Annotated in this window: 17 protein-coding genes; 8 read left to right on the top strand and 9 right to left on the bottom strand. The window is 70.8% G+C overall.

From position 1 onward, the window contains the following. Positions 1 to 34 precede the first annotated feature (34 nt). A complete protein-coding gene (locus OWM54_RS24645; protein WP_267699079.1) occupies positions 35 to 1,813 on the top strand; it encodes a CHASE domain-containing protein in 1,779 nt (592 codons plus the stop codon). Here OWM54_RS24645 and OWM54_RS24640 read toward each other — a convergent pair. After that, positions 1,804 to 4,092 carry a zinc-dependent metalloprotease gene (locus tag OWM54_RS24640; RefSeq protein WP_267699078.1) on the bottom strand — a complete coding sequence of 763 codons (2,289 nt, stop codon included), beginning with the start codon at positions 4,090 to 4,092 and terminating at the stop codon, positions 1,804 to 1,806. The two genes, OWM54_RS24645 and OWM54_RS24640, sit on opposite strands and share 10 nt — an antisense overlap. A gap of 185 nt (positions 4,093 to 4,277) precedes the next feature. Further along, positions 4,278 to 4,532, bottom strand: a complete 255-nt coding sequence (locus OWM54_RS24635; protein ID WP_267699077.1) for a hypothetical protein — start codon at positions 4,530 to 4,532, stop codon at positions 4,278 to 4,280. A gap of 198 nt (positions 4,533 to 4,730) precedes the next feature. On the opposite strand from OWM54_RS24635, the gene OWM54_RS24630 reads away from it, so the two are divergent. Beyond that, positions 4,731 to 5,459, top strand: a complete 729-nt coding sequence (locus OWM54_RS24630; RefSeq protein ID WP_267699076.1) for an SDR family NAD(P)-dependent oxidoreductase — start codon at positions 4,731 to 4,733, stop codon at positions 5,457 to 5,459. A 4-nt stretch (positions 5,460 to 5,463) separates the two neighbouring features. On the opposite strand, the gene OWM54_RS24625 is transcribed toward OWM54_RS24630, so the two are convergent. Beyond that, the gene (locus OWM54_RS24625; protein WP_223749539.1) at positions 5,464 to 6,435 is read right to left on the bottom strand and encodes an aldo/keto reductase; all 972 of its coding nucleotides are present in this window, start codon (positions 6,433 to 6,435) and stop codon (positions 5,464 to 5,466) included. Between the two features lie 352 nt (positions 6,436 to 6,787). On the opposite strand from OWM54_RS24625, the gene OWM54_RS24620 reads away from it, so the two are divergent. Next, positions 6,788 to 7,693, top strand: coding sequence for an NADP-dependent oxidoreductase (locus OWM54_RS24620; RefSeq protein ID WP_223749538.1), 906 nt, complete (start codon positions 6,788 to 6,790; stop codon positions 7,691 to 7,693). 76 nt (positions 7,694 to 7,769) lie between these two features. Here the strand turns inward: OWM54_RS24620 and OWM54_RS24615 are convergent, their stop codons facing one another. After that, positions 7,770 to 8,678, bottom strand: a complete 909-nt coding sequence (locus OWM54_RS24615; RefSeq protein ID WP_267699075.1) for a LysR family transcriptional regulator — start codon at positions 8,676 to 8,678, stop codon at positions 7,770 to 7,772. A gap of 65 nt (positions 8,679 to 8,743) precedes the next feature. Here OWM54_RS24615 and OWM54_RS24610 point away from each other — a divergent pair, with 65 nt between their 5' ends. Further along, a complete protein-coding gene (locus tag OWM54_RS24610) occupies positions 8,744 to 10,228 on the top strand; it encodes an alpha/beta fold hydrolase (RefSeq protein ID WP_267699074.1) in 1,485 nt (494 codons plus the stop codon). Between the two features lie 10 nt (positions 10,229 to 10,238). Here the strand turns inward: OWM54_RS24610 and OWM54_RS24605 are convergent, their stop codons facing one another. Continuing rightward, positions 10,239 to 10,526, bottom strand: coding sequence for a hypothetical protein (locus OWM54_RS24605; protein WP_223782893.1), 288 nt, complete (start codon positions 10,524 to 10,526; stop codon positions 10,239 to 10,241). A 151-nt stretch (positions 10,527 to 10,677) separates the two neighbouring features. Between OWM54_RS24605 and OWM54_RS24600 the strand changes: the two genes are divergently transcribed. The 3 genes from OWM54_RS24600 to OWM54_RS24590 all read left to right on the top strand — a co-directional run bounded on the left by OWM54_RS24600 (position 10,678) and on the right by OWM54_RS24590 (position 15,045). Beyond that, positions 10,678 to 11,538 (top strand): class I SAM-dependent methyltransferase, encoded by an 861-nt coding sequence (locus OWM54_RS24600; RefSeq protein WP_141326876.1) that lies wholly within the window; start codon positions 10,678 to 10,680, stop codon positions 11,536 to 11,538. 110 nt (positions 11,539 to 11,648) lie between these two features. Further along, positions 11,649 to 14,624 (top strand): protein kinase domain-containing protein, encoded by a 2,976-nt coding sequence (locus OWM54_RS24595; RefSeq protein ID WP_267699073.1) that lies wholly within the window; start codon positions 11,649 to 11,651, stop codon positions 14,622 to 14,624. Between the two features lie 124 nt (positions 14,625 to 14,748). Further along, positions 14,749 to 15,045, top strand: coding sequence for a hypothetical protein (locus OWM54_RS24590; RefSeq protein ID WP_223749532.1), 297 nt, complete (start codon positions 14,749 to 14,751; stop codon positions 15,043 to 15,045). Between the two features lie 64 nt (positions 15,046 to 15,109). On the opposite strand, the gene OWM54_RS24585 is transcribed toward OWM54_RS24590, so the two are convergent. The 3 genes from OWM54_RS24585 to OWM54_RS24575 all read right to left on the bottom strand — a co-directional run bounded on the left by OWM54_RS24585 (position 15,110) and on the right by OWM54_RS24575 (position 18,222). Continuing rightward, positions 15,110 to 15,388 carry a hypothetical protein gene (locus OWM54_RS24585; protein ID WP_267699072.1) on the bottom strand — a complete coding sequence of 93 codons (279 nt, stop codon included), beginning with the start codon at positions 15,386 to 15,388 and terminating at the stop codon, positions 15,110 to 15,112. 146 nt (positions 15,389 to 15,534) lie between these two features. Then, entirely contained in the window at positions 15,535 to 16,038 is a 504-nt protein-coding gene (locus OWM54_RS24580) for a VOC family protein (RefSeq protein WP_267699071.1), read from the bottom strand. Between the two features lie 159 nt (positions 16,039 to 16,197). Continuing rightward, positions 16,198 to 18,222 (bottom strand): hypothetical protein, encoded by a 2,025-nt coding sequence (locus OWM54_RS24575; RefSeq protein WP_267699070.1) that lies wholly within the window; start codon positions 18,220 to 18,222, stop codon positions 16,198 to 16,200. Between the two features lie 235 nt (positions 18,223 to 18,457). Between OWM54_RS24575 and OWM54_RS24570 the strand changes: the two genes are divergently transcribed. Then, positions 18,458 to 18,955, top strand: coding sequence for a tenascin-X (locus tag OWM54_RS24570; RefSeq protein ID WP_223749528.1), 498 nt, complete (start codon positions 18,458 to 18,460; stop codon positions 18,953 to 18,955). Positions 18,956 to 19,022: 67 nt separating this feature from the next. Here the strand turns inward: OWM54_RS24570 and fdhA are convergent, their stop codons facing one another. Further along, positions 19,023 to 20,219 carry a formaldehyde dehydrogenase, glutathione-independent gene (gene fdhA, locus OWM54_RS24565; RefSeq protein WP_141326887.1) on the bottom strand — a complete coding sequence of 399 codons (1,197 nt, stop codon included), beginning with the start codon at positions 20,217 to 20,219 and terminating at the stop codon, positions 19,023 to 19,025. Positions 20,220 to 20,432 lie beyond the last annotated feature (213 nt).

The raw sequence follows: 20,432 nt of genomic DNA, 5'->3' as shown, positions 1-20,432 counted from the left end.
TTTCAGGCCCGGGCGTTTCTCCTGGAGGACACTCGTGTCGACCTCCCTCGCCTCCCACGTGCGCCGCAACGCGGCCGCCCTCCTCGCCCTGCTGATGGGGCTGCTCGTCACGGCGGGGGCGACCACGTACATCCGGCGGGGGGTGAGCCTGCGCAGGCAGCAGCTCTTCGATGACGCCACCGCGGACGGCTCCGTGGCCCTCCAGCAGCGCCTGGACGTCTACCAGGCCATGCTCCTGGGCACGCGCGGCGTCTTCACCGGCAGCGAGGCGGTGGAGCGGCGTGAGTTCCGCGCGTACACGGAGAGCCTGGAGGTGCGCCAGCGCTACCCCGGCATCCAGGCCGTCGGCCTGGCGCGGTGGCTGAGCCGGGACGAGCTGGCGCGGCACGAGGCCCGGATGCGCCAGGAGGGCTTCCCCCAGTACCGGGTGTGGCCCGAGGACGCGCGCGAGCACCACGCCGTCGTCGACCTGGTGGAGCCGTTCGACGTGAACAACCTCCGGGTGCTCGGGTTCGACATCATGTCCGAGCCGGCGCGCAGGGCGGCGCTGGAGCGCGCGATGCGAAGCGGCCTGCCCGCGGCCACCGGCAAGGTGCAGCTGGTCTCCGAGCCCCTGGACCAGGTGGCCCAGGCGGGCTTCGTCATCTACGTCCCGCTCTACGCGGGGATGGTGGAGCCCACCACGCCCCAGGCCCGCGGCGAGCGACTGGAGGGGTTCGTCTTCGGCGCCTTCCGCATGAAGGACTTCGTGGAGGGCCTGCGCTTCCAGGGCTTCCAGTCCACCATCGACCTGACCATCTACGACGGCGCCACCGTGAGCGAGCCGGCGCGGCTCTACACCTCGCACCCCGGCGCGCCGGACGCGGGGGGGCTCCGGCAGCAGCTCACCGTGCAGGTGGCCGGGGTGCCGTGGACGTTGGTGTTCACCACCCGCGAGGCCTTCATGAGGGGCACGCGCTCCAGCCATCCCTTCACGGTGGCGGGCGGCGGCCTGCTGATGTCGCTGCTGCTCTTCCTCGTCACCCGCGCGCAGGTGAACGCGCGCGCCCTGGCGGAGCAGGCCAGCGCCGAGCATCGACGGCTGGCCGATGAGGCCCAGGCCGCGGTGCGCGTGCGCGACGAGTTCCTCAGCGTGGCCGCGCACGAGCTGCGCACGCCGCTCACCTCGCTCAAGCTCCAGCTGCAGCTGCTCTTCCGGCAGCTGAGGCAGCCGGGGCCGCTGGACGCGGAGCGGCTGGAGCGCGGAGTGGAGACGTGCGAGCGGCAGACCACCCGACTCACCAAGCTGGTGGACAGCCTGCTGGACGTGGCGCGCCTGTCGAGCGGGCGGATGGAGCTGCAGCTGGAGGACGTGGAGCTGGGGGAGCTGGTGCGGGAGCTGGCGCGTCGCTTCGAGGCGGAGGCCCAGGCCGCGGGTGTGCGGCTGGAGGTGGACGCGCCCGAGCCGATGACGGGCCGGTGGGACCGGCTGCGCCTGGAGCAGGTCCTCACCAACCTGATGTCCAACGCGCTCAAGTACGGGCACGGCGCGCCGGTGGACGTGCGCGTGCGCGGCGACGCGGAGCGGGCGCGCGTGGAGGTGCAAGACAGGGGCATCGGCATCGCCCCCGAGGACGCCGCGCGCGTCTTCGACCGCTTCGAGCGCGCGGTGTCCAGCCGGCACTACGGCGGGCTGGGGTTGGGCTTGTTCATCACCCGCCAGCTCGTGGAGGCCCATGGGGGCCGCATCCTCCTGGAGAGCCGCCCGGGCGAGGGCTCCACCTTCATCGTCCACCTTCCTCGCGCCGGGCCTGGCCCTCCGGGTCAGAAGTAGTACGGGGACAAGGCCCCGGAGATGCGGCGCACCAGGTCTTCCGTCTCCAGCCGGTCATCGTCGGAGAGCGACGGCAGGCTCGCGGTGAGGGTGCCCTCCAGCTCGCGCAGCAGGCGGTAGGCCCCCAACGACTGCTGGGCCTTCAGCACGTCGACCATCGTGCGGCGCGAGGCGTAGCTGCGCACGCCATCCGTGTCGAGGACCAGGGCCCTCAGGTCCGCGAGCATCGGCGCCATCAGCGCGGGCGTGGGAGGCGGGTTGGGGAGGAAGCGTCCCCGGCTGGTCGCGGGGTCCAGGTACAGCCGCTGGAAGATGCGCCGGGTGAGCTCGTCCGCGCGGGCCGCGTAGTCCGGCCGCGCGCCCGGGGGAATCACCAGCGGCGGGCGCAGCTTCTCCAGGGCGAACTCGTAGGCCATCACCTGCGACGCGGGGTCCGACACGCGGATGAAGCCGAAGTACCAGGGGGTGACGTGGTCGAAGTACCCCTGCAGGCGCGTGAAGCTCAGCGGGCTGTGGAGCAGGTAGTCCTGGTGCCGCTGGAACTCCGGGCCGTGCCAGAGCGGGAGTGAGTCCGCGAAGCGGTCATACGGCGCGCAGTAGGGGTCCAGCCGTCGGTCCTCGTCGGTGCAGAACGCCTCCGTCGGCAGCTGCTGCGACAGGCCGTGGAGATAGCGCACCGCGCGCACGTCGTAGACACCCGGCTCCGCCAGCAGCGCGCGCTCGTCCGGCATCAGGTAGTCCATCACCGAGGTGGAGATGGGCGCCGAGGGGCTCCCATCATTCGCGCGCGAGCCCATGAAGTTGTGGCGCAGCCCCAGCGTGTGGCCAATCTCATGCAAGAGGACGTGGGTGATGGAGCGCTCCACCCGCTGCTTGCGGGTGAGCCCGGAGAGCTGCTGGCGTGCCTGCACGGAGAGCGGCGCGCGCGCATGGCCCGGCCCGGTGACGCTCAGCTCGCAGCTGCGGTCGTTCGTCAGCCCCGCCCAGGTCAGCCTGGGGGTCTCCGGGAGGGCGCCCGCCGGCAGCGCGTCCGCGGGGGCCGCGTCGTCCTCCGCGTTCGTGGCGATGGCGTCGAGCACCCAGCTCATCGCGTAATAGACGCTGGCGCCGCGAATCTCGCCGGTGTCGGGGTTGCTGCGCCAGTTGGCGAAGGCCAGGGGCATCATCTCGTCGGTGTCGAAGATGAGGACGTTGCGGTCGTCGTCCGCGAAGTCCTCCTTGCCGCCTCCGACGACGGCCTCGAACACGGGGAAGCCGAACGCGGCGTTCCAGCCCTCGATGCCGCGCTTCATCGCGTCGACCAGGTCATAGCCTTGCAGGCGCGGGTCCTGCTGCGCCGCGAGCACCGTGTCCATGATGTGCCAGCGGATGGGCCGCATGCCGGGGTGGATGTTCCACTTCACCGCCACCTGCTCGGACTGCTCCGCGGTGGTGTTGGGGACGATGCGCCGGTCGCTGCGGAAGTAGTGCTCGCGAGGCGGCAGCGGCGTGGGCGTGTAGCCCGGGCCCTCCGTGTACTTGCGCCAGGAGAGGCCCAGCGTGCCCGAGGTGCGGAAGGCGTTGGCCTCGTTGTAGTAGTCCGCCCATTCGTAGGGCAGGTTCGAGTAGCCGGTGAAGACCTGCTCGAAGGCCATGCCATCGGCGAGCCGGCGGAAGCGCTGCGCGAAGCTCAGCTCCACCTGGAAGCGCAGGCCGTCCTGGCCGAAGCGGTCTCCCACCACGCCGTAGCGATTGAGCCCCGCCACCGGGTCGATGAGCACGTACTGCTGGGAGCCCGGCAGCCGGTTGAAGGGACGGTGGTCGGTGATGATGGGGTACGCCTCCACCAGCACCTGGGGGTCGAACACGTCGCTCATCACCTTGCGCCGGTCGACGTCGAACACGAAGAGCTTGCCGTTCTGCTCCTCGAAGCTCACCACGCGGCTGCCCAGGACCGTCCCCGCCATGCCGCCCACGCCGCCGGGGTGGTACTGCCGGGCGTACGCGGTGAGGAACCACTTCTGGCTCAGCTCCGAGCGACGGATGGCGAGGTAGAAGCTCCTGCCCGCGTCATCCACGGCGCCGTCGAGCCGCTGGGACACCTTCTGTCGCAGCTCCGGGCTCGTCGCGCGCGGCACCTCGACGAACGCGCCGTCCAGCGCCACCGCAAGGTCGTCGTCGGGGACGCGCGCCGAGGGGGGCTCGACGGAGGCGTGCTCTCCGCAGCCCGTGCCAAGGGCCAGGGCGAGGGGCAATACCCACCACCCGGCGCTGCGCTTGCGAACACTCCATTCGGACATGCTGTGCTCCAGACAGCCGGATGGAGGGATTTCCATCCGGTGCCGGAGCAACGGGAGGTGCGTGAGGTGTCCCTCGGACCGCCTCGGGATGCGCGGGAATGGCGCTCATCCGGGAACGAATCCATGCCACGCGCGATATGGACCTCGCGCCAGCACGTTGCCTCCCGCCCTGATGCGGGGAAGGCTCACTCGTAGGTCGGCAGGCACCGCGCCTTGGCGACCGTGGCGGACCCCGCCCAATAACAACGCCAGCCATTGGACGAGACGGCGTCGTTGCAGGTGTACACGTCTGTGTACTGCCCACAGAAACATGCCCAGGCATCTCCCGAGCAGACGCCCTGCTCCGCCTGTGCGGGGGACTCGGGCTGCTGCTCGGCTTCGACTCCTCCACCGCACGCGGACAGCCCCAGCAGCGAAACCAACACGACAAAGCGACGCATGGTGTGTACTCCGGCGCAAGGAGGGTGGCCCACCCTCGGAGGGGAACTCGACCTTGCCCCACGGTTGTCTGGACTGTCTAGTTCGACTCCAGGACACACGTGGGCGCCGGGTGGCGCATGAATCGTGAGCGCCAGGCCCACGCCTTCGCGCCGTATGCAGTCAGCGGCGATGGATACCCAGACACGAGGAGGCAAACCATGGGTGCATTGGATGGACGAATCGCGGTCATCACGGGCGGGGCCACGGGCATCGGGCTGGCCATCGCCGAGCGCTTCGCGAGCGAGGGCGCGGAGGTGGTCATCGCCGGCCGGCGTCAGGGGCGGCTGGACGAGGCGGTGGCGCGGATTGGCCATGGTGCGCGCGGCGTGGTGACGGATGTGGGAGACGAGGCCCAGGTGGTGCGGCTGATGGAGTCGGTGCCCCGGGTGGACCTGCTGGTGACGTGCGCGGGCGGCGCGGTGTTCGGGCCGGTGGAGACGGTGCCGATGAGCGCCTGGGAGGCGCTGTTCAAGGACCGCTTCTTCGGACAGCTCTCCGCGGTGCGTCACGCGGTGCCGAAGATGCGGGAAGGGGGCGCCATCCTGTTGTGCTCGGGCATCGCCGGGCACGCGGCGCTGGCGAACTACGCGGGCGGGGCGGGGCTGTGTGGGGGCATCAACGCCATGGGGCGCTCGCTCGCGGTGGAGCTGGCGCCCCGGGGCCTCCGGGTGAACGTGCTGTCACCCGGGCTCACGAAGGACACGGCCATCGACTGGGGCGTGCCGGTGACGCAGGTGGGGGCGTTCCTGGACACGCTCGCCGCCCACGTCCCGATGAAGCGCGCGGGCGCTCCCCGGGACATGGCCGACGCGGCGCTCTTCCTGGCGACGTGTGCCTATGCCACCGGCATGGTGCTGGACGTCGACGGTGGCTGGACGGCGGTGTGAGGCGCTACCAGGCGTAGTCCTCGGGCGCGGGTTTGTGGCCCGGGAAGATTTCGTCCAGCCGGGCCAGCGTCTTCTCATCGAGCTTCACGTCGAGCGCGCGCAGGGCGGCGTCGAGCTGGCCCGCCACGCGAGGTCCGATGATGGGCGCGGTGACGGCGGGCTGGTGCAAAAGCCACGCGAGCGCGACGTCTCCGGGCTCGTGGCCCAGCTCGGCGGCGAGGGCTTCGTAGCGTTCGATCTTCTCCTGGTTCTTCTGGAGGGCCTCTCGCGCGCGGCCCTCCAGGCGGCGCTTGCCCTCGCGCTCCTTCTTGAGCACGCCGCCGAGCAGGCCGCCGTGGAGGGGGGACCAGGGCAGCACGCCCAGGCCGTAGTGGCGGGCGGCGGGGAGCACTTCGAGTTCCACGGTGCGCGCCAGCAGGTTGTAGAGGGATTGCTCGCTGATGAGGCCCAGGAAGTCGCGCCGTGTGGCGGCGGCCTGGGCCTGGGCGATGTGCCAGCCGGCGAAGTTGCTGCTGCCGACGTAGAGCACCTTGCCCTGGGTGACGGCGACCTCGAGGGCCTGCCAGATCTCCTCCCACGGGGTGGCGCGGTCGACGTGGTGGAACTGGTAGAGGTCGATGTAGTCGGTGCGCAGGCGCTTGAGGCTGGCGTCGAGGGCGCGGCGGATGTTGAGGGCGGACAGCTTGCCCTCGTTGGGCCAGTCGCCCATGGGGCCGTAGACCTTGGTGGCGAGCACGGTGCGCTCGCGGCGCCGTCCGCCCTGGGCGAACCAGTTGCCGATGACCTGCTCGGTGCGGCCCTTGTTGTCGCCGAAGCCGTAGACGTTGGCGGTGTCGAAGAAGTTGATGCCGCGCTCCAGCGCGGTGTCCATGATGGCGTGGGACTCCGGCTCCTCGGTGTTCCAGCCGAAGTTCATCGTGCCCAGACACAGCCGACTGACGGAGAGCCCCGAGCGACCCAGGTTCGTGTACTGCATGGCGACTCCTTCGCGGCCGAGGGACTCCAGCGCGCCACGGCGGTCCGGCCCAGGCCGCCAGGCGGTGTGTACAGTGACGAGTCACCCGGGCCGAGTCGAGCGTCCTGGGCGGACTTCGGGGGGGTGTCGTGCGCAGGCGACACAAATCAGCGCGCCCCTCCTCTTCGTTTCACCGCGACGTGGGGAACCGAAGGCGGTCAAGCAGGCGGAGGCACGCAGCGCCTCCAGGAGTCCTCGTGAGGGGTGGCCAGGGAGTCAGGCGCCCGCGGACGATGGCGACCTCTTCGTCCGTACTTATCGTTGGTCCGTCGTTGGAGCGCGCTTCGAGCCACTTCATTCCGGGAGCCACCCCATGAAAGCCGTCGTGCTGAAGGCCTATGGAGATGCGGACAACCTCGTCGTGACGGAGATGCCCGAGCCGAAGGTGGGCCCGGGAGACGTGAAGGTGCGCGTCATCGCCGCGAGCATCAACCCGGTCGACTGGAAGATTCGTCGAGGCGACATGAAGGAAGTGATGCCGGTGACGTTCCCCGCCATCCTCGGACGGGACGTCTCGGGAGAGGTCGTCGAGGTGGGGCAGGGCGTGAAGGGCTTCAAGAAGGGCGACCGGGTGATGGGCGTGGTGTCCTCGGGCTATGCGGAGACGGTGGTCGCCCCCGAGGAGGTCTGGGCCCGGGTGCCGGACTCGCTGGAGCTGAAGGACGCGGCCGCGCTGCCGCTGGTGACCCTGACGGGCGTGCAGTTGATCGAGGAGCAGATGAAGCCGGCCCCGGGGGACACGGTGCTCGTCACCGGCGCGGTGGGGGCGGTGGGACGCGCGGCCCTGTTCGCGGCGAAGGCGCGGGGGGCGAAGGTCTGGGCGGGCGTACGGGCCACGCAGGTGGAGGAGGCCCGGAAGCTCGGCGTGGACGGGGTGGTCGCGCTGGAGGATGCGAGCGACATCGCGAAGCTGCCGACGCTGGACGCCGTGGCGGACACGGTGGGCGGCAAGGCCGTGGCGGCGGTGTTGGACAAGGTGAAGCGCGGCGGGCGGGTGTGCAGCGTGGTGGGGGAGCCGAAGGGGGCGAAGGAGAAGGGCCTCCAGGTGAGCAGCTTCTTCTCGCACCCGGATGGACGCCGGCTCGCGCAGCTGGGAGAGAGCGTGGCCAAGGGCGAGTTGACCATCCCGATTGGCAAGACGTTCAAGCTGGATGAGGCGAAGGACGCCCAGAAGCACGCGGAGAAGGGCGGCACTGGCAAGGTGCTGCTCGTCAACTGAGCTCTCGGCTCGGTCGCGGAGGAGTCCCCGGACGTGAGCCCGGGGACTCCTCGTCGAGCCCCTTGGATGCGTCGCTTCAGAGCAGGTCCACGTCCGTCAGCGCGGAGACGATTCGCAGACAGGCGCGCAGGGAGGGGCCCGGTGGCGTGGGGCCTCTCGCGATGGCGAGCTCCACGTGTCGTGCGTGTCCGGCGATGGAGCGATAGACGGCGCCCTCGCGCGTGAAGGTGCGCACGGACTCCGGCAACAGGGCGCAGCCGAGCCCCGCTGCGACCAGGCTGACGATGGTGAACCACTCCCCTGCTTCCGCCACGAAGGTCGGCGCGAAGCCCGCCTCCAGGCACATCCCCGTCACCGCGTCATGCAGCGAGGGCGCCGTGTCCCGCGGAAAGCCGATGAACGGTTCGTCGGCGAGCTGCTCCAGGGGCACTCGCGTCTTGCGTGCCAGTCGATGCCCCGAGGGCAGCACGACGACGAGCGGCTCGCGACGGAGCGTGTCGATGCGCACTCCCGACGCCGTCACGGGGCCTCGCACGAAGGCCACGTCGAGCCCTCCCAGTCGCACCTCCTCCAACAACGTCGTGCTGTCCGCCTCACGCAACATCAGGTGGACCTCCGGGTGCGCGGCGCGCAGTCGACGGAGCACCTCGGGCACGAGCGAGAACGAGGCCGGACTCAGGAAGCCGACGCGCAGCAACGTCTGCTGCCCCGCCGCCGTGCGCTGCGCGGCCTCCGTCGCATGGGAGAGGTGCACGAGCGCGCGCCGCCCCGCGTCCAACAGGGCCTGTCCCGCAGGGGTCAGCTCCACGCGCCGTCGGTCCCGGCGCAGCAACTGGCAGCCGAGCTCCTCCTCCAGCCGGCGAATCTGCTGACTGAGCGCCGGCTGCGCGAGGTGGAGCCGCTCGGCGGCCTTGCGGAAGTGCAGCGTCTCCGCGACCGCGATGAAACAACTGAGGCGACGGGTGTCGAGGGGCGGTGATTTCACTGCGTTATCACAGGGTGGTTTTTCCGTATTGGACGCCGCTTCGAGCGCCGGGTCTAGAGTCCCCCATGTCCTCGCGCTTCTTCGTCCTCGTGACGGGGCTGTTCCTCGGATTCACCGCCCATGCCTCGGCCCCGGAGGCCGTCCCCCGCTTCGAGCCGACGCCCTGCCCCTCCACCGTCGCGTCCGACGAGGCCATCGACTGCGGCCTGCTCGTCGTCCCGGAGAACCGACAGAAGGCGGACAGCCGACTCATCAAGCTCCCGGCGATGCGCCTGCGCAGCCGCGCCCAGAAGCCGGCCCCGGATCCCCTGCTCTTCATGCCCGGCGGGCCCGGTGTCAGCGCCGTCTCCAACGTGCGTTCCGGCAAGCGCAACCCGCTGCTCGATGAGCGCGACTTCCTGGTCCTGGAGCCTCGTGGCGGGAAGCTGGCGCAGCCCGCGCTCGAGTGCCCGGGCATCAACGCGCTCAAGGGGGAGATTGCCGCGGGCCGGCTGCGGGGCCAGAAGGCGCAGGACGCGCTGACGAAGGAGGCCGGGCGCTGCCGCGCGAAGTGGGCCTCCGAGGGCGTGGACCTGGATGGCTACACGACGGCCGCCACGGCGGATGACATCGACGCGCTCCGGCAGGTGCTCGGGTACAAGACGCTGAACCTGCAGGGCCTCTCGTACGGCACGCGGCTGATGCTCACGGTGGCGCGCCGGCACCCGGGGACGGTGCGCTCGCTCATCCTCGATTCGGTGCTGCCGCCCGAGGTGAACTTCGACGAGGTGTCCGCCGCGAACTTTCAGCGCGTGCTCGATGTGGTGTTCGATGGCTGCGCCCTCGACCGGGAGTGTGGCGCCGCCCACCCGGAGCTGCGCAAGCGCTTCGCCCAGCTCGTCGCGGCGGCGGACCGCAAGCCCCTGCCCCTGGTGTTGAATCCGTCGAAGACAGAGGGCAAGCGAGTGGAGGTCCGGGGCGCGGAGGTCGTCCGGGCCATCGACGCGGCGCTGCACGACCCGAAGCGCATCCCGCTGGTGCCTCGCATCATCTCGCGAGCGGCGGCGGGGGATTACTCGGAGCTGACGCCGCTGGTGGAGGACAGCCTGGGGCCCTCGACGATGACGTGGGGCTTGAGGCTGTCGGTCTGGTGCTCGGAGGAGCTTCCTTTCGAGGACACCCAGCGCATCGCCGCGCAGCGGGCGCCCTCAGTGGGGCTCGGGGGTGTGGACCAGGGCACGGCGTCGGTGAAGACCTGCCGCGCCTGGAACGTGGCGCGCGCTCCGGCCGAGGAGAACACGCCGGTGACGAGCGACGTCCCCACGCTGGTGTTCGCCGGCGAGTTCGACCCGGACACGCCTCCGGATTGGGGGCGACAGCTGCTCGAGTCGATGCCTCACGCGCGCTACGTCGAGATGCCGGGACAGAGCCACGGCGCGTCCTTCAATCGCTGCGGCGGAGAAATCACGCTCGCCTTCTTGCGTGCCCCCGAAGCGCCCCTGCCCCTGGACTGCGTGACGAAGCTGCGCGGCGCGGACTTCGGCCAGAGCGCCGCTGTCGCGCCCCCCTGAGCGCGGGGGCCTACGTCGACAGGCCCGCCCTGGGCCGCATCAGCCGCGCGCCCAGGGACACCACGGCCCACCACACCAGGCCCCAGAAGAGCGCGAGCAACAGCCACCCCTCCAACGACGGCGGCGCCCAGCCTCCCGACTCGCCAGGTCCGTACACACGCAATCCCAGGCCACTCAACAACATCAACGGCAGATAGACCGAGCCCGCCACCACCGGCCCCAAGGCCTCGACCGGGAACACCGTCACGAGGAGCTGCACCCCCAGGAGCGCGCCCCAGACCACCCATCGCAGTCGCATGGCCTCCCAGCCTCCTGTGACACGTCTCCTGGGTCAAGGCGCGCCTCCGCATGCACGCACCGCGTCGTGGACCGCCTCGTCCGCGTGCATTTCACCTCCCGCTCGCGCTCCGTTTCGGGTGGAATCCGCGCCCCATCCCGGAGGCCGCACCATGTCGTCGACCGCATCGCCCCTCGCCGCGCCCGAAGCCTGGAACCTCGTCGCCCCCGAGTACGTGCGCGAGCTGCTCCCGGTGTTCGAGCACTTCGCGAAGGACGCGCTGACCCGCGTGGCCGCCCCCTCCGGCGCCCACGTCCTGGATGTCGCCGCCGGGCCCGGCACCCTCGCCCTGCTCGCCGCCCGTCAGGGCCTGCGCGTCACCGCCATCGACTTCGCCCCCAAGATGCTCGCCGCCCTGCGTGAGCGCGCCACCTCCGCCGGGCTCGACATCGACGCGCAGGTCGGCGACGGCATGGCCCTGGAGCTGTCCGAGCAGACCTTCGACGCCGCCTTCTCCCTCTTCGGCCTCATGTTCTTCCCCGACCGCCCCCGGGGCTTCCGCGAGCTGTACCGCGTGCTGCGCCCCGGCGGCCGGGCCGTCGTCTCCAGCTGGCGCCCCATGGAGCACTCCCCTGCCATGAACCTGGTCTACCAGCGCTTCGCCGAACAGCTTCCCGGCCAGGGCGCTCCCCGCGGCGGCGTCATGCCCCTGTCCGACCCCGACACCTGCCAGCAGGAGATGGGCGCCGCCGGCTTCGATGACGTCCACGTCCACCAGGTCTCCGTCCCCGCCCACTACCCCTCCACCGCCGCCATGGTCGACGCCATGATGCGCGCCGCCGCCCCCGTCGCCCTCGCCCGCCGCGCCCTGGGCGCGCAATGGCCAGACATCGAGAAGAACGTCGTGGACAAGGTCACCCAGGACCTGGGGCCCGGCGCACAGGTCGTCCAGTTCAATGCCTACCTCACCGTCGGCATCCGTCAACCGACCCCGCCTTCCAATATCAGACACCCCTCCACTCCCAAGGGTTGAGCAGCCGACAGTCCGACAGCTTTTCGGCGGGGGCCTCCGTACGTCTACCGGATTCTGGCTTTTCCTCTCTTCGGAACACTTGCACTGCCATTGCAACTTCCGGAGACAGCGTGGGGACCTACCGGATCGTCAAGAAGCTCGCCGCGGGAGGCATGGCCGAGGTCTATCTCGGCAAGGTGGTGGGCGCGGAGGGCTTCGAGAAGCCTGTCGCCGTCAAGCGCATCCTGCCGTCGTTCGTGCAGGACACGTCCTTCGTGGAGCTGTTCCTGCGCGAGGCCAAGCTGGCCGTCACGCTGCAGCACGGCAATGTCTTGCAGGTGCTGGACCTGGGCACGAGCGCGGGCCAGTACTACATGGTGATGGAGTTCGTGGACGGGGAGAACCTGAGCGCGCTCATCAAGGCGGCGCGCAAGCGACAGGTGCCCCTGGGCCTTCGTGAAATCTGCTTCATCGCCCAGCAGGTCGCCGACGGGCTCGCGTATGCCCATGGGCGCACGGACCCGTCCGGCGCGCCGCTCGACATCGTCCACCGCGACATCAACCCCGCCAACGTCATGGTGGCCAGCAACGGCGGCGTGAAGCTGGCCGACTTCGGCATCGCCAAGGTGGCCGACGAGGAGCGGCAGGAGACGCAGGCCGGCATCCTCAAGGGGAAGATCAACTACCTCTCCCCCGAGCAGGTGCACGGGCGCCCCGTGAACCAGCGCAGCGACATCTTCCTGTTGGGTCTGCTGCTCTACGAGATGCTCGCGGGCAAGCGGCTCTTCGAGGGCAGCACGCCGCAAATCATCCACACGCTGGGCAGCTTCGACGAGCGCACCCTGGAGCCGCTGCCGGGCGTGCCCGCGCCGCTGTGGGATTTGCTCCTGCGCGCGCTGGCGGCCAACCCGGACGCGCGCTGCCCCGCCGCCCGCGAGTTCTCCGAGGGCATCCAGAGCTTCCTCTTCGACCACCGGCTGCGCGTGGGCGCCGCCGACATCGCCAGCCTCTTCGCCCGCGCGCTCCCCGAGTGGCGCTCGCCGCTGGCGGACCTGGCCGGCGCGCCGGGCGAGGAGATCCGCCTGGTGGACGAGGACCTCGCGCGCATGCGGACGCCCGCGCCTTTGCCGCCCCGGGAGGCGCGCCGCCCCGGGGCCGCCACGCTCGCGCCGCCCACGCTGCGTCCGGTGACGCCGCCACCCTCGGGCCCCCAGGCCACGTCCGTGGTCCGGCAGCCCGTGCAGGGCGCCGAGCCGGCCACGCGCCTGGGCTCGCCTCCGCTGCTCGGCACCCGCGTCGTGCGGGCGCGACAGCAATTGGGCGCCATCCTGCTGACGCGCGGCATGGTGACGCCGCACATCCTGAACGAGGCGCTCACGATTCAGAGGAAGCGCGGCGGCAGGCTGGGCCAGGTGCTCGTCCACGAGCGCTGGCTGGAGCCCGACAACCTGGTGCTCGCGCTGTCCGAGCAGTTCGGGCTGCCGCACATCACCGAGCAGCAGCTGATGACGATGCCGGTGCCGGAGGAGCTCTTGCGCCTGGTGCCGCGCGAGCTGTGCGACCGGCTGTGCGCCCTGCCCGTCGGGCTCAAGGGCCGCGAGCTGCTCTGCGCGGTGCTGGACCCGCGCGACGTGGAGGTCACCAACAACCTGAAGTTCAAGGCGGGCGTCGTGTCGGTGCAGGGGCTGTTCGCCTCCGAGCAGGCCATCCGCAAGGCCATCCTCCGCTTCTATGACAACGAGATGCCGAAGGTGCGGGACCGCTCGCCCATCGAGCTGGAGGAGCCGGCCGAGGCGAAGGAGCGCGACACCCGCGTGCTCCAGTTCGCGGAGCAGTTCACCGGACGCCGGGTGCTCGACGGACAGACGCTGGAGGGCCCCAAGCCCGCGCCCGTAGAGCCCGTCAGCCGCGCCACGCCCGTGAAGAGCGACGTGCGCGCGCGCATGGTGCTGGTGGTGGCCGAGCCCTCCGAGCCGCGCGAGGCCGCGGTGAAGCTGCTCCTGTCCCAGGGGCTCGCGGCGGCCACCAGCCCGGCGGCGGACGCGGCTCGCGCGCTGGCGCTCGGGGGCTATGACCTGGTGCTGGTGCTCGAGGACACAGTCGCGGAGCCGGGAGCCCTGGCGCAGAAGCTGCGCGCCGCGCACCCCAAGGTCGAGGTGCGGCTGTTGCCCTCGTACAGCGCGGCGCTGACAGGCGAGGGCGGCCCGCTGGCGAAGCTGGGCGAGGTCCAGTCCCGACTGCTCGACGGCGTGCTGTCGATGCTGGGGGGCAGCGGGACGCTGGCGCCCGCCCTGACGAAGCTGGCGCGGCGGCTGGCGACGCGGATGGGCGCGGGGCGCGTGGAGGAGGTCCTGGTCACCACCGCGGCCAGCGCGCTGGCCCTGGCCGCGCGGCTGGAGGAGCCGCGTCGCTTCGCCCTGCCCTCGCGCGCCCGGGCGCTCGCGCTCGTGGGCAGCACCACGCCCGAGGTGAACGAGCTGCTCGTCTCCGTCCTGCCGGAGGGCGAGGACCGCACGCCGCCCGCGAGCCGCACCGCCGGCGCCCTGCTGTGCGCGGCGCGCTTCGTCCAGGAGGTCCAGAGCCCCCAGGCTCCGCCGGCGCGCGCGGCCCAGGCGCTCCAGGCGCTGCGTCAGGACCCACGACTCCCCGCGCCCGCGCTGGAGGCGCTCACCGCGGAGCTGGAGTCCACCGCGCAGACGGACAAGGCGGCGCTCCGCGTCGTGGTGGCGGAGACGGACGGCACCAACGCGCTGACGCTCCAGATCCGCCTGATGGCGGAGGGCATGGCCGCGGTGCGCGCGCGGACCCGGGCGGAGGTGGAGAAGGCGCTGGGCGCCGGAGCACACGCGGCGGTGCTCGCGGACCCGCTGCCGGACGGAGACCTCCACTCGCTGCTCCAGGCGCTGCGCAAGGCGCCTGCCACCGAGGACCTGCCCGTCTTCCTCATCGTCGACAAGGACGACCCCGTCGTCTTCACCGCGGGCCTGGAGGCCGGCGCCGACGACGTCATCGTGCGCTCGGCCAGCCCCGAGGTGCTCATCGCCAAGCTGCGCCGGAGCATCCAGCAGCGTCAGGGCTCGAGGCGCGGAGCGAAGAGCGCGCCGTGAGCGCGGGGGCGGAACGGACCCGTCGAGCGCTGTTCAACACAACACAGGCATGCGCGGTGACGCATGCGGGCAATGCGGGAGTCCTCGGCATCATGCCCTCGAGTCCTTCCACAAGGAGCCGCGCATGATGCTGAAGCCCGCCTCGGGGTTCGTGTTGGCGTTGACCGTCGCCGTGGGAATGGTCGTCACCACCCTCTCGCAGGAGGAGCGACCTGGGGACGAACGGCCACCGGCCTCCACCGCATGTGAGGCCGCGCGCCAGCAGCGGCTCATGTCGGGCGCCCAGGACGTGGAGCCGTCGCTCCTGGTCCAGGAGCCCTCGGGTGCGCTCGGCTACTGTTCGTGGGATTGCTCGTCCTGCGCCACCACCGCGGAGTGCAGGGCCCGCAACGCGGGCAGTTGCTACAACATCTGTCCGTGAGCGACGAGGACCGCCCGGCGCTCCATCGTGAGCACCGGGCGGACACCTCCCGCACGAAGACGGCTCAGCCGCAGGTGCTGGAGTACTCGGTCACCGCGAACGACGTGCGGCGGCCACCGATGTACGCCGTCTCGTAGCAGGAGCAGCTCATGTAGCCGACCCACTTCGTCAGCGTCGCGTCGGAGTAGTAATCAATCCAGTAGGACTGGTTTCCGCAGAAGGGCAGCGCGTCCTCGCGCGTGTCGAGCTCCGCCTGCGTCTCCTCCAGCGGCTCCGCGCCGCCACAGCCCACCATGAAGCCCGCCGCCAGCAGCAACGCACCCAGGATGTTCCTGCTCCGCACGTGTGTATCCTCCACCGGGGCTGTCTTCCGCCCCGGTGGCGATACCCTAACACCACCCAGCAAAACGAGACATCATCGACAAACTGAGTCATCCAGGACTCTTGTGCGCGAGTGTCTCACGGAGCCCTGAGACACCGCGGCCGCGTTCAGCCGGCGGCGCGACGCAGGGCGTCCAGGTCCAGCTTCTTCATCTTGAACAGGGCCTGTGTCACCCGGGCGCCCTTCTCGGGGGACGTGCTGGCCAGCAGCTGGGGCAGCTCGGTGGGCACCACCTGCCACGACACGCCGAAGCGGTCCTTGAGCCAACCACACTGCTGGGCCTTCTCGTCGCCGCCCTCGGACAGGCGGGACCAGTAGTGGTCCACCTCCGCCTGGGTCTCGCAGTTGACGATGAGCGACATCGCCTCGGTGAACGTGTAGTGGGGCCCGCCGTTGAGCGCGAGCAGTTCCTGGCCGTCGAGCGAGAAGAGGAGGGTCATCACCGCGCCGGGCGGCTGACCGCTCGGTCCCGCGCTCTGCTCGGTGTACTTCGTGCGCGTGATGACGCGGGAGTTGGGGAAGACGGACGTGTAGAGCGCGACGGCGGCCTCCGTCTGCTCGTGGCTCTGGAACCAGAGGCACTGGGTGATGCGCTGGAGCTTCTGGGACATGGCGGGTTCCCTCCGTGGGGTGTGTGAAGGCAAAGCTGCACAGACTCGAAGCGGGCGGCCCGGCGGTGCGACCCGGGGGCCCTCGCGCGGACGACGGGTCGCCCGTCCGCACGGGCGGGAGGAGAGCCTGGGGCCACGGCGCCCCTCCCGTGAGACAGGCTAGGGGACGACGTTCACCGTGGCCATCGCCGTGCCCACGGTGCCCACCTCGTCCTGGAACAACTCCAGGCCCACGGTGTGAGTCCCTCGGGCGCTCGACGGGATGTGCTTCGTCATCGTGAAGGTGAAGTCACCGCCCGGCGGGAGGTTCACTCCCCAGTCGGAGAACTCCGTGTCCCAGCCCGTGGTGTCGTTGTTCCAGAAGTCGTACCAGACCCAATGGCACGACGCCGCGTCGTGGTTCGCCACGTGGACGGTCCACGTCACCTGCGAGCCGGGCGCCGCCGTCACTGTCGTCGGCGAGAGCGTCAGCGTGGGCGCGGCCGTCACGCAGGGCGCGAGGACGTCGAGGGTGGCGGTGCCGCGCACGGTGTGGCCGGAGCGGGTGACGTCCACGCCCGTGGTGTACGTTCCCGGCGCCATCGAATACGGCGTGTAGAGCTGCAGCGTCAGGGAGACGGAGCCGGACGCGGCGATGGTGCGCTGCGGGGAGAGCGGGTCCGCGCTCCAGCCCGTGGGGATGATGGACGCGAGCTGGAAGGTGCTGGGGCCACAGGCCGGGCTGTCGCGGTTGACGATGAACAGCTCCACCTCCGGGCGCGCGCCCGGGTAGACGGTCGGCTCGAACGGCGTCACCTCGATCTCAGGCGCCGCGCGGACACAGGAGCCCTGACGGTACTGGACCTCCACGGTGAGCCCGGCGGGGGTCGCGGACACCACGCGCAGCGACAGGTTGCTGTACGGGTCCTCCCAGGTGATGCCCGGCAGCAGCGCCGGGTCGCTCCAGGACGCCGTCCCCGGCGTGAAGTCCAGCAGGTGCGTCCCATCGCGCGTGTCCCCGTCCTGATAGTGGACCAGCGCGCCGCCGAACACCTGCGCGGGCAGCGTCGGCTCGTAGCCACCCGTCGGCTGGCGGTACTCCAGCCACAGCCACGCGCCGTTGCCCTGTCCCCGGCGCACCTTGAGGGCCTTCACCCCGGTGGAGGACACCACCGGCGCGAGCGTGAAGGTGCCGCCCACGCCGTCCACCTGCGTCACCGAGGTCGAGGCCAACCAGCCGATGCGCGCCTTGTGCGGCGCCGCGTAGTGCCCCAGGTTCCAGCGGCCCATGGTCGAGAACATGTCCCCGTACTCGTCCAGCGTGCCGAGCTCGTTCAACAGTCCCAGCGGCTCCGCGCCGAAGTCGCGCGACTGCGAGTGGTTGAGCGACAGGTTGTGCCCGGCCTCGTGGGTGATGAGGTGCACGGCGCGGTCATAGGTGTCCATGGACTCCGCGACCAGCCACGCGGTGGACGCCGTCACGGTGCCCGACGGCGTCGGCACCTGTCCACACGACAGCGTGGCGAGCCCGCCGTAGAAGCAGCCCGAGAGCGGGCGCGGGTGGATGATGAAGATGCGGTCATACGCGGTGAAGTCCACGTCGTCGCCCACCGCTTGAATCGCCGCGTTTCGCATCTCGTTCGTCTCCGAGCACGAGTACGCGCGGTCCAGGGTGTACCAACCCACCACATCACCTGTCGTCGTGGTGCGCCCCTCGGAGACCTCGCTCCAGTAGCCCGCGAGCGAGCGGCGCGTGGTGGAGAAGAACGCATCTTCCACCCTGGACAACGGAAGCGACGGCGTGGGTTGCCCCGGGAACTCCGCGAGGATGACCAGGGTGCGCTGCACACCCGTGACCCCACAGGCCGGGGTGACGCTCGCGGAGCGGTGCTCCGGGTCCAGCTCCACCGCGTGCGCCACGAGGGCGCCGTCCGAGTCACGGCCTCGCAGCCTCACCCGCTGCCCGCTCACCAGCCCCTGGGGCGCGGTGTCCGCGAACACCACCGGGCGACGCTCGCGGCCGGCCACGAGGAAGTACTCCTGATACGCGTGCTCGAGCGAGGGCGAGTCCACCACCCGGACCTCCAGCTCGCCCTCCCATGCCTGCTCGCGGGACACCGGCTCCGGCGCCTCCGGGACGGGCTCCTGCGTGCCACAGGCCATGAAACCCACGGCCGCCACCATGCTCCACCACGTACGGGACATCTGCCCTCCGACGAGCGGCGCCTCCGGACGGCCATCGCCCGAGGAGCGTCGCCACGCGCCTTGTGCCCGCGCCCGCACGCCCTGGCAACCACCGAGACATCGCGGCGGCGTGAGTCACGGCCGACCGGGCAGTCCTGCTCGGGCGGAGCCTCGTGAAACATCCCTTCGCCACGGACATGTCACGTCGTCCCTGGGATGCACTAGCATCCGGGTTTCCCTTTCAAAGGAGTCACCGATGAAGTCGCATCTGCTGGTTCTCGTGGCGGGAGTGTCGCTGGGGTTCTTCGCCGCGTGTGGCACCACCGAGGCCGCCCCGGAGACGACGGAGACGACCGTGTCCGCGATGGGCGACCCGTGTCCGTGCGGCTCCGCCGGAGGCGGCGCGTGTCTGCCGTGCACCTATCTCTGCGGCGACAACTCCTGCGACAGCGCCAACGGCGAGAGCGCCTCCAACTGCCCCGAGGACTGCGTCGCGGCTCCGGTGTGCGGCGACGGCATCTGCAACGGGAGCGAGACGTGGGTGACGTGCCCGCAGGACTGCACCGCCCCGAGCACCTGGTGCGGCGATGGCATCTGCAACGGCGGTGAGTGGGCGGGGAGCTGCCCGGCCGACTGCGCCGCGTCGTGCGGTGACGGCTTGTGCCAGGGCAACGAGGCCACGTGGTGCTACGTGGACTGCGTGCCCGGCTGCCAGCAGGACCCGTCCACCTGCCCGCAGGTCCCGGAAGGGTGAGCTGAGGTGAAGGCCCCACCGCGCCCGTCCAGCCGTGTCGGGCGCGGTGGCGTCGTCTCTTCCGGGCCTACTTCTTCTTGAGCGTCCCGTGCGGGTCGATGACGAACTTTCGCGCCACGCCCGCGTCGAACTCCTGGTAGCCCCGGGGCGCGTCATCCAGCGAGATGACGGTGGCGTTGACCACCTTCGCGATGTTCAGCCGGCCGTGGAGGATGGCCTGCATGAGCTGGCGGTTGTAGCGCAGCACCGGCGTCTGCCCCGTGTAGAAGCGGTGGGACTTGGCCCAGCCCAGGCCGAAGCGCATGCGCAGGTTGCCCTGGCGCGCCGACTCGTCCTTGGAGCCCGGGTCCTCGGTGACGTAGAGGCCGGGGATGCCGATGGCCCCCGCCGCGCGGGTGATGGCCATCAGTGAGTTGAGCACCGTGGCGGGCGCCTCGGACGAGGCCTGCGCGCCATGGCCGTGCGCCTCGAAGCCCACCGCGTCGATGGACGCGTCCACCTCCGGCTCCTTGATGACGGCGGCGATGAGGTCCTCCAGCTTGTCGCTCTTCTTCAGGTCGATGGGCACGAAGCCCACCGACTTCGCGTGCGCGAGCCGGTCCGCGTTCATGTCGCCCACCATCACCACCGCCGCGCCCAGCACCTGCGCCGAGGCCGCCGCCGCGAGCCCCACCGGCCCCGCGCCCGCGACGTACACCGTGGAGCCCACGCCGACGCCCGCCGTGACGGCGCCGTGGAAGCCCGTGGGCAGGATGTCCGACAGCATCGTCAGGTCGAGGATCTTCTCCAGCGCCTGCGCCTTGTCGGGGAACCGGATGAGGTTGAAGTCCGCGTAGGGGACCATGACGTACTCGGCCTGTCCGCCCACCCAGCCGCCCATGTCCACGTAGCCGTAGGCGCCGCCAGCGCGCCCCTTGTTCACGTTGAGGCACACGCCCGTCTGCTGCTCGCGGCACGTGCGGCAGCGGCCACAGGCGACGTTGAAGGGCACCGTGACGAGGTCACCCACGGAGAGGTACTCGACGTCCTTGCCCTTCTCGACGATCTCCCCGGTGATTTCATGCCCGAGCACCAGCCCCTTGGGCGCCGTGGTGCGCCCGCGCACCATGTGCTGGTCCGAGCCGCAGATGTTGGTGGTGACCACCTTGAGGATGACGCCGTGCTCGATGGACTTCCCTTCCGGGTTGACCATCTTGGGATAGTCAATGGAGCGGACTTCCACTTTGCCGGGACCGAGATAGACGACGCCGCGATTGCTGGCCATGAGCGGACTCCTCCGAGGCGGCCCGGCCATCCGCCGCGCCGCGTGCAGGTCCGGGTAACGCTGGGGACGCACGCCCCCGCGCGCACGGCGGAGGCGGCCTGGCGGAAGAGGCCCTCGACGTCTCGGCCGCTGTCAGTCTTTGAGAAGTTCGCAAAGACAGACGCATCCGCCGTCACGATAATGAAACGCTCCCATTGCACCCCCGAGGGAGAA

The sequence above is a fragment of the Myxococcus sp. MISCRS1 genome, from assembly GCF_026626605.1.
GTDB classification, from domain to species: domain Bacteria; phylum Myxococcota; class Myxococcia; order Myxococcales; family Myxococcaceae; genus Myxococcus; species Myxococcus fulvus.
The sequence above is the reverse complement of the archived record's forward strand: the minus strand, read 5'-3'. Positions and strand labels throughout refer to the sequence as shown.